The sequence below is a fragment of the Microbacterium sp. NPDC028030 genome (genome assembly GCF_040637855.1).
Classification (GTDB): Bacteria; Actinomycetota; Actinomycetes; order Actinomycetales; family Microbacteriaceae; genus Microbacterium.
This window is the reverse complement of the sequence record NZ_JBEZXF010000002.1, coordinates 1068111-1083165: the sequence shown is the minus strand read 5'-3', so window position 1 is coordinate 1083165 and position 15055 is coordinate 1068111. Positions and strand designations below refer to the sequence as shown.

General features: G+C 69.7%; 18 protein-coding genes. 8 read left to right on the top strand and 10 right to left on the bottom strand.

Annotated features, from left to right (window positions below; translation table 11 throughout):
• Nucleotides 1–15: 15 nt before the first annotated feature.
• A complete protein-coding gene (locus tag AB0E56_RS14160; RefSeq protein WP_017203323.1) occupies nt 16–189 on the top strand; it encodes a DUF3117 domain-containing protein in 174 nt (57 codons plus the stop codon).
• A gap of 91 nt (nt 190–280) precedes the next feature.
• On the opposite strand, the gene AB0E56_RS14155 is transcribed toward AB0E56_RS14160, so the two are convergent.
• Complete coding sequence (locus tag AB0E56_RS14155; protein ID WP_359799907.1) at nt 281–919, bottom strand: class I SAM-dependent methyltransferase; 639 nt, start codon at nt 917–919, stop codon at nt 281–283.
• Between the two features lie 90 nt (nt 920–1009).
• Between AB0E56_RS14155 and AB0E56_RS14150 the strand changes: the two genes are divergently transcribed.
• The gene (locus AB0E56_RS14150) at nt 1010–1384 is read left to right on the top strand and encodes a twin-arginine translocase TatA/TatE family subunit (protein WP_183152322.1); all 375 of its coding nucleotides are present in this window, start codon (nt 1010–1012) and stop codon (nt 1382–1384) included.
• Nucleotides 1381–2013, top strand: a complete 633-nt coding sequence (locus tag AB0E56_RS14145; RefSeq protein ID WP_359799905.1) for a hypothetical protein — start codon at nt 1381–1383, stop codon at nt 2011–2013. Before AB0E56_RS14150 ends, AB0E56_RS14145 begins: the two co-directional genes overlap by 4 nt.
• A 7-nt stretch (nt 2014–2020) precedes the next feature.
• Here AB0E56_RS14145 and AB0E56_RS14140 read toward each other — a convergent pair whose 3' ends face one another.
• The 4 genes from AB0E56_RS14140 to AB0E56_RS14125 are packed head-to-tail and all read right to left on the bottom strand — an operon-like array spanning nt 2021 to nt 5431.
• Nucleotides 2021–2515: a YcxB family protein gene (locus tag AB0E56_RS14140; protein WP_359799903.1), complete on the bottom strand. Its 495-nt coding sequence runs from the start codon at nt 2513–2515 to the stop codon at nt 2021–2023.
• Between the two features lie 20 nt (nt 2516–2535).
• Entirely contained in the window at nt 2536–3657 is a 1122-nt protein-coding gene (locus AB0E56_RS14135) for an Mrp/NBP35 family ATP-binding protein (RefSeq protein WP_359799901.1), read from the bottom strand.
• Nucleotides 3654–4163 (bottom strand): DUF1003 domain-containing protein, encoded by a 510-nt coding sequence (locus tag AB0E56_RS14130; RefSeq protein WP_359799899.1) that lies wholly within the window; start codon nt 4161–4163, stop codon nt 3654–3656. The genes AB0E56_RS14135 and AB0E56_RS14130 overlap by 4 nt, the downstream gene beginning before the upstream one ends.
• Nucleotides 4163–5431 carry a CBS domain-containing protein gene (locus AB0E56_RS14125; RefSeq protein ID WP_359799897.1) on the bottom strand — a complete coding sequence of 423 codons (1269 nt, stop codon included), beginning with the start codon at nt 5429–5431 and terminating at the stop codon, nt 4163–4165. The genes AB0E56_RS14130 and AB0E56_RS14125 overlap by 1 nt, the downstream gene beginning before the upstream one ends.
• Nucleotides 5432–5516: 85 nt before the next feature.
• Here AB0E56_RS14125 and AB0E56_RS14120 point away from each other — a divergent pair, with 85 nt between their 5' ends.
• Nucleotides 5517–6236, top strand: coding sequence for a general stress protein (locus tag AB0E56_RS14120; RefSeq protein WP_359799894.1), 720 nt, complete (start codon nt 5517–5519; stop codon nt 6234–6236).
• A 25-nt stretch (nt 6237–6261) separates the two neighbouring features.
• Nucleotides 6262–6912, top strand: a complete 651-nt coding sequence (locus AB0E56_RS14115; protein ID WP_359799892.1) for an alpha/beta family hydrolase — start codon at nt 6262–6264, stop codon at nt 6910–6912.
• On the opposite strand, the gene AB0E56_RS14110 is transcribed toward AB0E56_RS14115, so the two are convergent.
• From AB0E56_RS14110 to AB0E56_RS14100, 3 genes are read right to left on the bottom strand one after another with little or no spacing between them, the layout of a single operon-like run.
• Nucleotides 6909–7814, bottom strand: coding sequence for a phosphotransferase (locus AB0E56_RS14110; protein ID WP_359799890.1), 906 nt, complete (start codon nt 7812–7814; stop codon nt 6909–6911). The genes AB0E56_RS14115 and AB0E56_RS14110 overlap by 4 nt on opposite strands.
• A gap of 9 nt (nt 7815–7823) precedes the next feature.
• Entirely contained in the window at nt 7824–9245 is a 1422-nt protein-coding gene (locus AB0E56_RS14105) for an aminopeptidase P family protein (RefSeq protein ID WP_359799888.1), read from the bottom strand.
• 36 nt (nt 9246–9281) lie between these two features.
• Nucleotides 9282–10304, bottom strand: a complete 1023-nt coding sequence (locus AB0E56_RS14100; RefSeq protein ID WP_359799887.1) for an endonuclease/exonuclease/phosphatase family protein — start codon at nt 10302–10304, stop codon at nt 9282–9284.
• Nucleotides 10305–10404: 100 nt separating this feature from the next.
• Between AB0E56_RS14100 and AB0E56_RS14095 the strand changes: the two genes are divergently transcribed.
• Both AB0E56_RS14095 and AB0E56_RS14090 read left to right on the top strand, forming a co-directional pair.
• The gene (locus AB0E56_RS14095) at nt 10405–11277 is read left to right on the top strand and encodes a PHP domain-containing protein (RefSeq protein WP_359799885.1); all 873 of its coding nucleotides are present in this window, start codon (nt 10405–10407) and stop codon (nt 11275–11277) included.
• A gap of 63 nt (nt 11278–11340) precedes the next feature.
• The gene (locus tag AB0E56_RS14090) at nt 11341–12246 is read left to right on the top strand and encodes a DUF817 domain-containing protein (protein ID WP_359799883.1); all 906 of its coding nucleotides are present in this window, start codon (nt 11341–11343) and stop codon (nt 12244–12246) included.
• Nucleotides 12247–12316: 70 nt separating this feature from the next.
• Here the strand turns inward: AB0E56_RS14090 and AB0E56_RS14085 are convergent, their stop codons facing one another.
• On the bottom strand, nt 12317–13834 hold the full coding sequence (locus tag AB0E56_RS14085) for a DEAD/DEAH box helicase (RefSeq protein ID WP_359799881.1): 1518 nt from the start codon (nt 13832–13834) through the stop codon (nt 12317–12319).
• Nucleotides 13835–14030: 196 nt separating this feature from the next.
• Here AB0E56_RS14085 and AB0E56_RS14080 point away from each other — a divergent pair, with 196 nt between their 5' ends.
• Nucleotides 14031–14744, top strand: a complete 714-nt coding sequence (locus AB0E56_RS14080; protein WP_359799878.1) for a ferritin-like fold-containing protein — start codon at nt 14031–14033, stop codon at nt 14742–14744.
• Between the two features lie 16 nt (nt 14745–14760).
• On the opposite strand, the gene AB0E56_RS14075 is transcribed toward AB0E56_RS14080, so the two are convergent.
• Nucleotides 14761–15048 (bottom strand): hypothetical protein, encoded by a 288-nt coding sequence (locus AB0E56_RS14075; RefSeq protein ID WP_359799877.1) that lies wholly within the window; start codon nt 15046–15048, stop codon nt 14761–14763.
• Nucleotides 15049–15055 lie beyond the last annotated feature (7 nt).

Sequence of the window (15055 nt, the reverse complement as noted above, 5' to 3'; positions counted from 1 at the left end):
GGAAAGGGAGCCACGATGGCAGCGATGAAGCCGAGGACCGGAGACGGACCCATGGAGGCCGTGAAAGAAGGACGACTCATCATCGTGCGCGTTCCGCTCGAAGGCGGCGGCCGTCTGGTCGTCTCCGTGAACGACGCCGAGGCCAAGGAACTCCACGACGTGCTGGCCGCCGTCGTGGCACCGGCCTGATCGACCAGGGTCCGCATCCGCGGATCAGAATGGGCGGGGGATCCGAGGATCCCCCGCCCTTCGTCGTTCCCGGAGCCCGGGGCTGTCGGGGTCAGTCCCGATCGGCCAGACGGATCAGCTGAAGGAGTCCCTCACCGGCCGGCGACACGGTCGCGAGCACCGCAGACGACTCCTGCGTCTCCTGCACGAGCGACCGGTACGCGGACGTGATCTCGTCGCGTTGCACCGGGTCGGCGACGCGTCCCCCCGCGAGGATGCGCGGGACGAGGACCATTCCCCCCGCGCGGGCGAGACGCAGCCCGTGCTCGACGTACTCGATGATGTGCTCGGGGTCGGCGTCCACCAGCACGATGTCGTATGACGCCTCGTTCATGCGCGGGAGCACATCGATGGCGCGACCCGTGATGAACCGCACGCGTGTGGACGGCACCTTCGCATCGGAGAACGCCTGACGTGCGGCGGCGAGATGCTCCGGTTCGTTGTCGATCGAGGTCAGCACAGCCTGCGGGGCGCCTCGCATCAGCCAGAGCCCGGAGACGCCGGCGCCGGTGCCGATCTCGACGATGGATCGAGCACCGGTGGCTGCCGCGAGCACCGCGATCTGCGAGCCGACGACGGCGCTGACGGGTGCTGCTCCCAGCTCGACCGCGTGCGCTCTGGCGCGGGCGATCGAGTCCGGTTCCACGATGGATTCGCGAAGGAAACGCGCGTTCGCGTCGTGCTCGCTCATGGCCTGTTCTCCCTGCCTGCCCTGGTGATTCCTTCCAGCGTATTCGCTCGGCGCGCGCGGGGAACGCAGGCGCGGCGGTAGCCTGTAGAGATGACGTTCGGGCTCACCTTCGAGAAGCTGCTGCTGATCGGCCTCATCGCGGTCCTCATCATCGGCCCTGAGCGTCTTCCGCGGGCCGCGGAGAGCTTCTCCCGCATGGTCCGCAAGGCCGGCGAGTACCTCCGCGACACCAAGAGCCGGATGCGTCAGGAGATGGGCCCGGAGATCGACGACGTCGATTGGCGCAAGCTCGACCCCCGCCAGTACGACCCGCGCCGGATCATCCGCGACGCGCTGTTCGAGGAACCGCAGACGCCGACGCCGACGCAGGCACGCCAGACCATCGCGGAGCCGGTCGCTCCTCGCGCGATCCCTCAGGAGTTCAGCGCGACCAACCGTCCGCCGTTCGACCCCGAAGCCACGTGAGGGGAGCGCGGCTCGCGCATCGCGATGCCGTGGCGTTCGGATTCTCCGCCTTCTGCGGGTGCGTCGGCGCGCTGATCTGGCTGTTGTGGGTGCTGCCGGTGGCCGCATCCGTCGGCGATGCGCACCCCGAGCCCCTCGGGTCGACCGTCTCGGTCGACCTCGACGCGGGGGAACGCGTCGGCATCTGGGGCAGCGGGATCTCCACGATGCTGGGTGCAATGAAGTGCACGGCGACAGGACCCGACGCCGCGGAGGCGCCGCAGTACGGCGGGCCGTCCCTCTCGTGGGACGACACGCTCTGGTGGATGACACCGAAGCCCGGCTTCGAGCAGAGCACGCAGTTCACCTCCGCTGAGGCGGGCACCTACACGGTGATCTGCGTCGATTCCCTCGAGACGTACGACGGCGAATTCCTGGTCGCCGGTGACGCCTTCGGGCGCGGCTCCCTCGGCCTCGGACGCACCGGCGGGAGCGATTTCGCCGTCGGCACGCTGCTCGCTTTCGGCGCGGTCTTCTGCCCGGTGATCGTCGTGCTGCTCCCCGCCGTCATCCTCATCCGGCGACTGGTCACGCGGGCCAGGCTGTCGCGCACGCAGCGAGGCGATCAGGGCGCGGCCTCTGTTCGATGACCGCTGTCTAGGAGATCCGGGAGCGCAGCGAGGCGATGTCGTCGTCCGTGAGCAGGGCACGGGGGATCGCCGTGGCCACGGAGGCCCCGCGAACCTTGAGCAGCACGGCATCCTTGCCCACCCGCATGTTCTGGAACGTGGCATACGCGATGTCCGAGCGGCGGTCTCCGCTGCCCAGCTTCAGGGCCTCGTCGTCCACCGTCGCCCACACGACCGTCTCGACGGGCATGGCGGTGCGGACGGCACGTCGTGCGGTGGCGACCGACATCACGACGGCGTAGGCGGCGAGGCCGAGGATGATCGTCGGCATCCAGCCCGCGCCGAAGGGCGGCTCCTGCCCTGGAGCGCGCGGCGTGCTCTGATTCAGGACGCTGAGCGTCAACGCGCCGGCGAGGGCGACCCACATGACGATGGCGACGGGGCGGGTGAGCGAGTAGATCGCCGCATCGCGCGCCATCCGACGCAGCAGGCTCTCGTCGACCGTCAGGGAGCGGGGAGGCATCGTCTCATTCTTCCACGCGCTCAGCCGATCGACATCGGCAGCGAGCGGCCGGAGAGACCACGACCCTGCCGGGCGAGGGAGCGGGCGAGATCCCGGATGGTCGTGGCAGCCGCGTCCGACGTCTCGGATGCGACGATCGGGATCCCGGCATCGCCGCCTTCACGAAGCGCGGGGCTCAGCGGGATGGACGCGAGCAACGGCACCGGGGCTCCCGGTTCGGAGAGCGCCTCGGCGACGGCGGCACCCCCGCCGGAGCCGAACAGATCGATCACGGTGCCGTCGGGGAGCGTGTATGCCCCCATGTTCTCGATGACGCCGATCACACGTTGACCGGTCTGCCGAGCGACGAGGCCGCTGCGGATCGCGACCTCGGCGGCCGCCGTCTGCGGCGTGGTGACCACGAGCACCTCCGCGTGCGGCAGCAGCTGGCCGATCGAGATCGCGATGTCACCCGTGCCGGGAGGCATGTCGATGAGGAGGATGTCGAGGTCGCCGAAGAAGACATCGGTCAGGAACTGCGAGACGGTGCGGTGGAGCATCGGTCCGCGCCACGCCACGACGGATTCGCCGTCGCGCAGGAACATCCCGATCGAGATCGTCTTGACGCCGTGCGCGACCGGCGGCAACATCAGGTCGTCGATGCGCGTGGGCTGGGTGCCAGCGGGGATTCCGAGCAGACCGGGGATCGAGAACCCGTGCACGTCGGCATCGACGAGACCGACGGCGAGACCCTGATCGGCCAGGGCGACGGCCAGGTTCGCGGTGACGGTCGACTTGCCCACGCCGCCTTTGCCGCTCGAGACGAGGATCACCCGCGTGAGCGAGTCGGGCCCGAAGGGCATCTGCCGTGGCGGCCTGCCGTCGCGGAGCTTCTCGGTGAGGGCCTTGCGTTCGGCCGGGGTCATCACACCCACCTCGACGTCGACCGCGGTGATACCGGGGACGGAGGCCGCCGCCTGCCGCACGTCCGACTCGATGCGCGCCGCAGCAGGGCACCCGACGATCGTGAGGACGATGCCGACCTGCGCCCTGTCGCCCTCGACGGAGATCTCTCGCACCATGTCGAGGTCGCCGATGGGGCGGCGCAGCTCGGGATCCGTCACGGCCGAGACGGCCGCACGGACGCGGTCGGCCTCCGTCACGAGTCCGCGTCCGCGTCCGGCCGTGGGGTGTCCTCGAGCTCCGCGAGAAGCGCCTTCAACTCCTGTCTCAGCACGTCGCGCGTGACGACCTGCGAATTGCGCTCCTCGAGCGACATCCGCAGAGCGACGATCTCGCGAGCGAGGTACTCGGTGTCGGCCAGGTTGCGCTCTGCGCGCTGGCGGTCCTGCTCGATCTGCACACGGTCACGGTCATCCTGTCGGTTCTGCGCGAGCAGGATCAGCGGTGCGGCGTAGGACGCCTGCAGCGACAGCATGAGTGTCAGCGCCGTGAACCCGAGGGTGGCGTCGTCGAAGCGGACACTCTCCGGCATGAGCGTGTTCCAGACGATCCAGACCACGCAGAACAGGCTGAGGATGAGCAGGAACGCCGGTGTGCCCATCGCCCGAGCGACCCACTCCGTGAACCGGCCGAACCGGTCTCGTGAGGTCGTGCGAGGACGAGTCGAGCTGCGGCCCGGTGCATCCAGGCGGGGGGAGCGTGCCATCAGCGCACCTCCTTCGCCGTCGACGGAGCGTCGTCGCTGTCGTGCGATCGCCAGTCGTCGGGGAGCAGATAGTCGAGCACATCGTCGATGCTGATGGCGCCGACGAGGCGGTGCGCTGCGTCGATCACGGGCAGCGAGACGAGGTCGTAGCTCGCCAGCATGCGCGCGACCTCGGCGGCGGATGCCGTCACCGGCACGGGTTCCAGGCTGTCGTCGAGGATCGCCCCGAGACGCTCGTGCGGCGGATAGCGCAGCATCCGCTGGAAGTGCACCAGTCCGAGCAGGCGTCCGGTCGGGGTCTCGAACGGCGGAAGGGTCACGAAGACCGCGGCGGCCAGTGCGGGGTGCAGCTCGTGCCGCCGGATCAGTGCCAGGGCCTCGGCGACCGTGGCATCGGCAGACAGGATGATCGGCTCAGGAGTCATCAGACCGCCCGCGGTGTCGGGGCCGTAGCGCAGCAGCATCCTGACGTCTTCGGCCTCCTCCGGCTCCATGAGCTCCAGAAGCTGCTCGAGGCGGTTCGGCGGCAGTTGCGCGAGAAGGTCGGCCGCGTCGTCCGGTTCCATCTGATCGAGGATGTCCGCGGCGCGCTCATCTCCGAGACGATCGAGGATGTGCACCTGCTCGTCTTCCGGCATCTCTTCGAGAGCGTCGGCGAGGCGGTCGTCCGACAGCTCCTCGGCGACCTCGATCATGCGCTGCTGGGGGAGATCGAGGAGCGTGTTGGCGAGGTCGGCCGCGTGCAACTCCGAGTAGGACGCGACGAGCTGCTCGGCCGATTGGGACTCGCCTGGCGCACGCTCCTCTGCGACCTCGCTCCAGGCAGCGAAGGTCGTCGGGCCCTTCGCGAACGGCGAGGCGCTGGTCTTCGGACGGCGGAGGAAGAGCTGGCTGATCGCCCACTCGCCGAGGCGGTTCGGCTCGATCGCGATGTCTTCGATGACGGCGGTTCCGCTGCCGTCGGCGAAGCTGACCCGCCGCCCCAGCATCTCTGCGAGCACACGCACCTCACCGGCGCGGGGAGAGAAGCGCCGCACGTTGATCAGGCCGGTCGTGATGACCTGTCCGGAGCGGATCGAGGTGACCCGGCCGATCGAGAGGAACACGTGTCGTCGCCCCGGGATCTCGACGACGAGGCCGATCACGCGGGGCGCCGCGGTACTTCGATACACGACGACGACATCCCGGACCTTGCCGAGCCGGTCGCCGACGGGATCGAAGACGGCGCACCCGGCGAGGCGTGCGGCGAAAACCCGTTGTGTGCTCACTTCTCCAGAGTAGTCGGCGGCTCCGTCCTCCGGCGGGATGGCCGCGCCTCGGGCCGTCCATCGGCACGCGTGGAAGAATAGCCGGATGAGCATGCTGAACCGCCCCGCGAGCGGCACGGAGACCGGCGAGATCGTCGCCTCGATGCGCGACTACGAGAGTGCGCAGAAGACGGTGTCGAAGCTGATCGCGGGGGAGGTGCCGGCACGGGACATCGCGATCGTCGGGCAGAGCGTGCGAACGGTCGAGCGGGTCACGGGCAAGCTGGGCTATGCGGCGGCCGCGCGCTCCGGTGCGATCAACGGCGTGCTGATCGGCCTCTTCCTCTCGGCGATCCTCGTGCTCGGCAATCCCGAGGTGCCGATCCAGCTCTTCGTCGGCTTCGTCTTCATCGGCGTCGCCGTCGGCATGATCCTCAGCCTCGTGACGTACGCGATCGTCCGACGCCGGCGCGATTTCGCGAGCGTCACGCAGTTCGCGGCCGACCACTACGAGGTCACCGTGCTGGCAGCCTCGCTCGCCAAGGCGCGTCAGGTGCTGGGGGCGGCCAGGGTCGCCCCTGTGCGTCCACCGGTGAACCTCGACGAGCCGCCCAAGTACGGCGAGCGGATCACCCCGGGTGCGGCCGCCCCCGCTCCGGCACCGGACGAGCCCGTGATCCCGCCGCGTCCCGCCGACCCCGTCGCCGAGCCGGGCACGGAGCCGGCACCGGGGGCGGAGCCGACGCCGGAAGCGGGCGACACCGCCGAGCCGACCGAGTCCGATCCCACCCCCGGCGCGCCTGGCGTCGAGGGCGGCAGGGCTTGACCGTGACGCTGTCCCCGCGTTTGCGATGACCGACATCCGCGTCGAGCTCCCGGCGGGGGCCACCACGGTCTCGGCGGACTGGAACCCAGGGGACGGCCGCGCGATCGTCGCCGTCGCCCACGGTGCTGGAACCGGCAAGGATCACCCGTTCCTCACCGGCTTCACAGATGCGCTCGGCGAGGACGGTTTCTCGACGCTGCGGTTCAACTTCCCGTACGTGGAGCAGGGCCGCAGGATGCCGGGGCCCGCCGCACATGCGATCGCGACCTGGAACGCGGTGGTGGCCTTCGCCCGCGCGCACGATCCGGCGGCGCCCGTCTGGGCGGCAGGCAAGTCGTACGGCGGACGCATGGCTTCGATGGCGGTGGCCGACGGGCTCGTGGTGGACGGCCTCGTCTACCTCGGCTATCCGCTGCATCCCCCAGGGCGCCCGGAGAAGCCCCGTGTGGAGCATCTGCCCGCGATCGACGTGCCCCAGCTCTTCGTGGAGGGGACGAACGATCCCTTCATCCAACCGGTCTCGCAGTTCGAGGAAGCCGTCGCTTCGTGTCGAGATGCCCGCGTGGAGTGGATCGCGGGGGCAGGTCACACCTTCGAGGTGAAGGGGCGCAAGCGTCCGGCCGCGGAGATCGGGGCATCGCTCGCGCCGATCGTCGCCAGGTTCATCGGCCTCTAGACGAGCGAGGACAGCTCGGGGTCCGCCAAGATCCTCCCGAGTGTCGACAGCCCGAGCGCGCTCATCTCCGGGTTCGACCCCTTGTAGTACCAGCCGAGCCCGATCGCCTGCTGGAAGGCCCATGCAGCGCCGCGCAGCCATTCGCCCTCCCCGGCGCCGACATCGTCGCGCAGCACCTGTCGCGACGGCGCGTCGAAGAGGTGCCATGCCGCGACGAGGTCGAGCGCCCGGTCGGCCGGACCGAACCCGCCGCCGTCGAGGATCCCCGAGAGACGCGTCTCGCCGCCGCGTTCGTCGACGAGCAGGTTGAACGGCGTCAGGTCGCGATGGCTCATGACGTCCGGCCCCGAGGCGGGGAGCTCGCGGAGCGCCGCCCAGAGTGCCGTCGCGCGCCCGACGTCGATCAAGTGACGGCTGCGGATCAGACACTCCGTCACCCACGCGTCGTGGTCGGCGAGATCGCCTCCGCGTCCGTGACCGTCGAAGACCCGGCCGCCGGGGTCGACCGACCGCAGCGCCAGGATCAGGGTGGCCAGGTCGTGCGCCAAGGAGACGGACGTCTCATGGGCGCCGAAGTGAGCGGTGTCGCCGGGGACCCAGGTCTGCACGGACCAGGCCGACGGGTACGCATCGCTCCCTTCCCCGGTGCCGTGCGGCAGGGGAGTCGGGAACGGCGACGCCGCCGCGAAGGCCGTCAGCGACCGCCCCTCGGTCTCCACCTCCGCACGTGTGGCGGGGAGAAGAGGGAAACGCGCCACGAGGTCGTCTCCGAGACGGATGATCGTGTTGACCGTGCCGGTGGTGTGCACCCGGCGAAGCTCCCGATCAGCGAGGCCGGGGAACGATGCGCCGATCAGACTCCTGGCGAGCGCGTCGTCGACCGCGAGCTCGGAGTCGTGCATCCGTGGCCGTCAACCCTGCAGCCGTGCGATCCACGCCTCGACCTCGTCGGCCGTGCGCGGGATGTCCGCCGACAGGTTCACGGGACCGTCCTCGGTCATCAGGATGTCGTCCTCGATTCGCACGCCGATGCCGCGGAGCTCTGCGGGCACCGTGAGGTCGTCGATCTGGAAGTAGAGGCCGGGCTCGATGGTGAACACCATGCCGGGCGTCAGGATGCCGTCGTAGTACATCTCCCGCCGGGCCTGCGCGCAGTCGTGCACATCGATGCCGAGGTGGTGCGAGGTGCCGTGCACCATGTAGCGACGGTGCTGGCCGCCCTTGTCGGCATCGATCGCCTCGTCGGCCGACACGGGGAGCAGACCCCACTCGGCGGTGCGCTGGGCGATGACCTTCATGGCGGCGCCGTGCACGTCGCGGAAACGCACTCCCACCTGAGCGGCGGCGAAGGCGGCGTCCGCGGCCTCGCGCACCGTCTCGTACACCCGACGCTGGACCTCCGTGAACGTGCCGGAGACCGGCAGGGTGCGGGTGATGTCGGCCGTGTACAGGCTGTCGGCCTCGACGCCCGCGTCCACGAGGATCAGGTCGCCGGGAACGACCGTGCCGTCGTTGCGGGTCCAATGCAGGTAGCACGCGTGCGGACCGGACGCGGCGATCGTGTCATACCCCTCGCCGTTGCCGTCTTCGCGCGCGCGACGGTGGAAGACGCCCTCCACGACCCGCTCGCCGCGTGCGTGAGCGACGGCGGAGGGCAGCTCGCGGATGATGTCGTCGAAGCCGTTCGCCGTGATCTCCACGGCACGGCGCATCTCGGCGATCTCGAACTCGTCCTTGATGAGGCGCAGCTCCGAGACGAAGCGCGTGAGGGCTTCGTCCTCGTCGAGCACCAGCTCCCCGTCGACGGCTTCGAGCTCGTGCAGGTGCGCCGTCGCGATGTCGAGGTCGGCCGCGACACCGGCGAGGGAGGGGCGCGGACCGATCCAGAACTCTCCGATCGTGGCATCGGCGTAGAACTCGGTGGTCGTGCGGTCGGCGCGCTCGCGGAAGTACAGGGTGACGTCGTGCCCGTCTTCGGTGGGGGCGAACACGAGGACGGAGTCGGGTTCGGCGTCGGACGCCCACCCGGTGAGGTGCGCGAAGGCGGAGTGCGCTCGGAACACGTAGTCGGTGTCGTTGCTGCGCTGCTTGAGCGAGCCGGCCGGGAGCACCAGTCGTCGCCCGGGGAACGCCGCAGAGACCGCGGCACGGCGCACTGCCGCGTACGCCGCCTGTGCGCGCGGAGCCGGCAGCGTCTCAGGGCGCTCGGCCCAACCGGTGGAGATCGTGTCGAGGAAGCCCTGGGGGAACGGCTGCTTGCGGTTCGTGGTGCTGTTCTCGGCGGACGCTTCGACGGGGGGTTCTGCGATCGTGTCGCGCTCTCCGGTGCTCATCCCTCCAGTCTGTCACCTGCAGGGCGGCGGTGGGACTCAGCCCGCAGGCTCCAGCTGCACCACGAGGGCGCGATGGTCGCTGCCGCCGGCGTCGTCGAGAACGACCGAACCGGTCGGCGTCCAGTTCTGGGAGGCCATGACGTGGTCGATCGGAGCGCCGGCGAGCGCGGGGAGCGAACTCGGCCAGGTGCCGGCCAGACCGCTGCCGGTGCGGGAGGCGACGTCGCGGCAATAGCCCATGTCGCCGCCTTCCACGCCCAGGGACGCCATATGGTCGATCGTCGCGTTGAAGTCGCCGGCGAGGATGAAGTCGCCGGCGGGGCACTGGTCCGCGATCCATTGCAGGTCGCTCTGCCACTGCCGCATCTCCTCCATGCGAGGGGCGACGGCATGCACGGCGACGATCGTGGGGCCGGAGCCGTCGACGGGCATCAGGACCGCACTCGGCACGGAACCCGTGTTGCTCGAGCCGTCCTTCGAAGACTCGATCACCGAGTACTCACCCAGGTCGGGGGCCACCAGCACGGTGGTCTGCCAGGACTGCGGGCCGTCGGGGATGTCGGGGCGGAACTGCACGTGGTGCACCCACATCGGATGCCCCTGTTCCCGCAGCATGATCGCGATGCGCTCGCCGACGGCCTCGGTCGTCTCGGGAAGAGCGACGATGTCGGCGCCCTGATCGAGGATCTGCCGGGCGATCTCCTCCGCGGCGACGGCCTCGCCCGCCGTGTTCCACGTGAGCACGCGGACGCTGCTCTCGGTCTTCGCGGGGAGGTCTGCTGCGCCGAATCCGCGGGTGACGCCGATCAGTCCCGTCGCTCCGGCACCGAGCAGCGCGACGATCAGCACAGAGGCGGCGAACCCGCGCAACGGACGGGCGAACAGCAGGAGCAGGGCGAGCACCGCCACGACCAGGAAGCCACCGAGGACCAGCCCTCGTGCCGAGACGAGCTGAGCGAACGGGTAGGTCTGCTCGAGGCGGAAGAACTGCGGCCACACCACGATCGCCGTCGCGATCGCGAGCAGCACGGTGAAGAGGATCCCCAGTAGTCGAAACATCCCTTCCAGCCTAGGAGCGCACCCTGTGAAGTCCCTGCCTCGACATCCCGTTCCGAGCGCCTGCGCGTCTCGGCCCTGCGGTGCTCGGTACGCTCGGAGGATGGCCACTCCGTCCTCCGGGTTCGCCGGTCCCGCCGACCTGCACCTGCACTCCAACCACTCCGACGGCACGGAGTCGCCGGCCGAGGTGATGCGACAGGCGCATGCGCACGGCATCCGGACGGCCGCACTCACCGACCACGACCGTTGGACGGGATGGGGAGAGGCCGCCGAGACCGCCGCGGGACTCGGGATGACCTTCATCCCCGGCATGGAGCTGTCGGCGAAGCACGAGTGGCGCAGCGTGCATGTCCTGGGCTATCTGTTCGACCCCGACGACGAGCCTCTGCGCGCCGAGACCGACCGGATCCGCGGCGACCGCATCGGACGCGCCGAGCGCATCGTGCGCAGCATCGGCCGCGACTACGACCTGCACTGGGACGACGTCGTCGCACAGACCACCGTGGATGCGACGGTGGGACGGCCGCACATCGCCGACGCGCTCGTCGCGCGGGGTATCGTCCGGGACCGGACGGAGGCGTTCGACGGCATCCTGCACCCGCGCGAGGGGTACTACGAGCCGCACTACGCGCCGGACCCGCTGACCGCCGTCCGTTTGATCACCGAGGCCGGGGGAGTGGCGATCATCGCGCATCCCGTCACCACCGGCCGCGACCGGATGATGCCGGTGCCGTTCATCGAACGCCTGATCGCTGCGGGACTCGGCGGATTCGAGATCGAGCACAGGGAGAACACGGCGGCCGGCAAACGGGTGCTGCGCGAGCTGGCCGCGAAGCACGACCTCATCGTCACCGGCTCGAGCGACTATCACGGCAGCGGAAAGCCGAACCGCCCTGGCGAGAACACCACGTCCGACGAGATGGTCGCGCGGCTCATAGCACGGGCGACGGGCACAGCCCCGCGCTTTCCCTGATCCTCGGCAGTCTGTCGGGCATCTCCCGGCGACCTGTCGACCGGGCCCGCTAGGTTTCCTGGCATGCAGCGAGCGACCTCTCTGGAACGCCGCGTCGACGGGATCGCTCACCGCCTTCTCCGCGACGCACCGGCGGACGGCATCCGCGCCGGCCTGATCGAGTTCGCCGTCTTCGTCCTCAAACAGGCGTGGGCGTGCATCTTCGGCGCGGCGCTGCTGGTCGTGATCGTGGCAGCCCGGCTGTGGTACCCCGATGACGCGGCCCTCGCGCGCAATGACGCGCTCACGATCGCGGCCGTCCTCATCCAGGTGGCGATGCTCGTCTTCCGGCTGGAGAGCGGCCGCGAGCTGTGGGTCATCGTGCTCTTCCACATCACCGGCACCGTGATGGAACTCTTCAAGACCGACGTCGGGTCGTGGGCGTATGCCGCAGACGGCTTCCTCCGCATCGGCGGGGTCCCCCTGTTCAGCGGCTTCATGTATGCGGCCGTCGGCTCGTACATGGTGCGTGTCTACCGCCTGTTCGACCTCGGTTTCACCCGGTACCCCCGCCGTTGGATCACGGCCGTCCTCGCGGCGGCGATCTACGTCAACTTCTTCGCGCATCACTGGTGGTGGGACGCACGCTGGGTGCTGCTGGCAGGAGTCGTCGTGCTGTGGCTGCCGACCGTGATGCACGCGCGCATCTGGCGTCGGACGATCAGGCTCCCGCTGCTCGTGGTGTTCGCCGGCGTGGCCGTGTTCATCTACCTCGCGGAGAACATCGGCACATGGGCGGGTGCATGGGCGTACCCCGATCAGGCCGAGGGATGGCAGCCCGTGTCCCTGAGCAAGCTGAGCTCCTGGTTCCTGCTGATGATCATCTCGGTCGTGCTGGTCGCCTGGGTGTACCCGCCACAGGTTCCTGCGGCACTGCTCCGGGACGACGCGGCGACGGCTCGTCGTCGACTCGACGCGGAATCGGTGTGATGCGGACGACGAAGGGCGCGTGCCGCGGATGATCCTCCGCTGCACGCGCCCTTCGTGAGGCGATCGGGTCTCAGGCCCCCGTGACGGGTGCGGCGCCCGCGCCCGAGCCGCCACGACGACGACGGCGGCGCCGGGCTGGAGCCGGCTTGCCCTCGTGATGCTCCTTACCCGCGCCGTCGTGGGTGCCTGCTCCCTCGGCGTCGCGGGGCGCGGGGGCGGACTCTCCCTCGCCGGAAGACGTCTCGGCGCCGCCTTCGACGAAGGTCGAGCCGACCGGGGTCGTGCTGTTGCGGCGACGACGCCGGCGACGCGTGCCGCCCTCGGCGGTACCCTCGGCGGCCGCGTCGGCGGCGCGCTCCGGACGGCGGGTGCGCTCCGTCTTCACCGACTCCGTCTTCGGAGCGGAGACGAGGCGACCCTTCGTCCCCGCGGGGATGTCGAGGTCTTCGTAGAGGTGGGGACTCGACGAGTACGTCTCGACGGGTTCCGGCTGCCCGAACTCGAGGGCGCGGTTGATGAGCGCCCACTTGTGCAGGTCTTCCCAGTCGACGAAGGTGACGGCGATGCCCGTCTTGCCCGCACGACCCGTTCGGCCGGCGCGGTGCAGGTACGTCTTCTCCTCGTCGGGGATGGTGTGGTTGATCACATGCGTCACATCGTCGACGTCGATGCCGCGGGCGGCGACGTCGGTCGCGACGAGCACGTCGCGCTTGCCCGCCTTGAAAGCCGCCATCGAGCGCTCGCGCTGGTCCTGTCCCATGTCGCCGTGCACGCCGCCGACGTTGAAGCCGCGGTCGCCGAGCTCGTCGACGAGGCGCTGCGCTGCGCGCTTCGTGCGCGTGAAGATCACGGTCTTGCCCCGGCCCTCGGCCTGGAGGATCCGCGCGATCACCTCATCCTTGTCGAGCGAGTGCGCGCGGTAGACGAGGTGCTTGATGTTGGCCTGCGTGAGACCCTCGTCGGGGTCGTTCGCGCGGATGTGGATCGGGTTCGTCATGAAACGACGGGCCAGCGCCACGATCGGGCCGGGCATCGTCGCCGAGAAGAGCTGGGTGTGCCGGACCGCGGGGACCTTCTGGAAGATCTTCTCGATGTCGGCGAGGAAGCCGAGGTCGAGCATCTTGTCAGCCTCGTCGAGCACGACCTCGGTCGCGTCCGAGAGGTCGAGCAGCCGCTGCCCGGCGAGGTCGATCAGACGTCCGGGCGTTCCGACGACGATCTGCGCGCCGGCCTTGAGCTGATCGATCTGACCCTCGTAGGCCTTGCCGCCGTAGATGGCGACGACGCTCGTGGAGCGATTGCTGGTGAGCAGGTCGATGTCTTCGTACACCTGCACCGCGAGCTCGCGCGTCGGCACCACGATGAGCGCCTTGACGCCGTGCTCCGGGTCCTTCCCGAGACGCTGGACGACCGGGATGCCGAAGCCGAAGGTCTTTCCCGTTCCGGTCTTCGCCTGGCCGATGATGTCCTGGCCGGGAAGACCGAGGGGAATCGTCTGCTCCTGGATGGGGAACGCGTCGACGATGCCCTTCGCGGCGAGCGCGTCGACGATGTCCTGATCGATGCCGAGATCGGCGAAAGTTGTCACTTTATTCAGATTGCCTGTCCGGCGACCCTGCGGGATCGCCACGTAAACGGAGCCACGCCGTCTCTTGTGCCACAGGCGCGGGGCCCCGCTCCGACGGCGGGGACACGCCCAGCCTACCCGAGGGGTGGTGCGGACCAGGAAGGAGGCGGCGGCGCGGGTATTGTGAACGTCGTGGTGGACTCGGGAGGAAGACCTCGTGGTTAAGTGGTTCTGGCAGCGCGACGACGCGCCCCGACGCACCCTCGCTCTGCGCAGCCGAGGGGAGCAGAGCGACGCGACGCGCATCGACTTCGCCGAACTCGCCCCCGAGCTCGACCGTTTCCTCGGCCAGGCCGCGTATCTGCAGCTCGGCTACTTCGAGACCCTCACCAGGCTCATCCGCGCGACGCCCGAGCTGTCGGAGAAGGAGTCCCTGTCCCGCGCGGCGGGCGCGGCGTTGACCAAGCACCGCGGCATCGTCGACCTCATCGCCGAGCGCGGCGACGACCCCACGCAGGTGATGCTCCCGTTCCGGGAGAACCTCGACGCGTTCCGACGCAAGACGATCGGCGCACGACCGCGCGAGACGCTGCTGGCGGTCTACATCACCGCGGGCATGCTCGACGACTTCTACCTCGCGCTCGCTTCGAGCTACGGCGAGATCGGCAGGCGGGCGGCCGAGATCCTCCGCGAGGACGACGCGCGCCATGAGATCGTCGCGATCATCCAGGAGACCATCGAGAGCGACGAGGAGTGGCGCTCACTCCTGTCGATGTGGGCGCGGCGTCTGGTCGGCGACACGATCCTCGTCTGCCGCTCAGCGCTGCGGCCGGAACTGCTCGAGGTGTCGGATGACCGCATCGAGCCGGTCTACACCGAGCTCATGGGCGCACACGCCCGCCGTATGGATGCGATGGGCCTCGCCTCCTGAGCGGACGACACCGAGGTCAGATGCCGAGCGCGGCGCGCGCCGCTGCATCGGACCGGCGGCGCAGACGCGTGAGCGCCCATGTCGCCAGCGCCGCGATCGCGACGGCACCCAGAACGCTCGCGAGCCACAGCCAGATGCTGTCCTCGCCGACGCCTGCCCACTGCAGACTCGTGTAGAGGATCGCGGAGGCTGCCGTCGCTATGGCCGGGGCGAGCGCCACTCCGCGCAGGTCGCGGTCGGCGATCATGAAGTGCACCGCGATGCCGAGTGCGCACGCTCCGATGAGTGCGAGGAGGATGTACATCGTCGGA

Bases quoted from the DNA above. Each gene is read 5' to 3' on its own strand.
- AB0E56_RS14115 (WP_359799892.1), top strand. From the start codon at position 6,262: ATGACCGACATCCGCGTCGAGCTCCCGGCGGGGGCCACCACGGTCTCG.
- AB0E56_RS14155 (WP_359799907.1), bottom strand. From the start codon at position 919: ATGAGCGAGCACGACGCGAACGCGCGTTTCCTTCGCGAATCCATCGTG.
- AB0E56_RS14120 (WP_359799894.1), top strand. From the start codon at position 5,517: ATGAGCATGCTGAACCGCCCCGCGAGCGGCACGGAGACCGGCGAGATC.
- AB0E56_RS14110 (WP_359799890.1), bottom strand. From the start codon at position 7,814: ATGCACGACTCCGAGCTCGCGGTCGACGACGCGCTCGCCAGGAGTCTG.
- AB0E56_RS14095 (WP_359799885.1), top strand. From the start codon at position 10,405: ATGGCCACTCCGTCCTCCGGGTTCGCCGGTCCCGCCGACCTGCACCTG.
- AB0E56_RS14075 (WP_359799877.1), bottom strand. From the start codon at position 15,048: ATGTACATCCTCCTCGCACTCATCGGAGCGTGCGCACTCGGCATCGCG.
- AB0E56_RS14140 (WP_359799903.1), bottom strand. From the start codon at position 2,515: ATGCCTCCCCGCTCCCTGACGGTCGACGAGAGCCTGCTGCGTCGGATG.
- AB0E56_RS14150 (WP_183152322.1), top strand. From the start codon at position 1,010: ATGACGTTCGGGCTCACCTTCGAGAAGCTGCTGCTGATCGGCCTCATC.
- AB0E56_RS14100 (WP_359799887.1), bottom strand. From the start codon at position 10,304: ATGTTTCGACTACTGGGGATCCTCTTCACCGTGCTGCTCGCGATCGCG.
- AB0E56_RS14160 (WP_017203323.1), top strand. From the start codon at position 16: ATGGCAGCGATGAAGCCGAGGACCGGAGACGGACCCATGGAGGCCGTG.
- AB0E56_RS14090 (WP_359799883.1), top strand. From the start codon at position 11,341: ATGCAGCGAGCGACCTCTCTGGAACGCCGCGTCGACGGGATCGCTCAC.
- AB0E56_RS14130 (WP_359799899.1), bottom strand. From the start codon at position 4,163: ATGGCACGCTCCCCCCGCCTGGATGCACCGGGCCGCAGCTCGACTCGT.
- AB0E56_RS14105 (WP_359799888.1), bottom strand. From the start codon at position 9,245: ATGAGCACCGGAGAGCGCGACACGATCGCAGAACCCCCCGTCGAAGCG.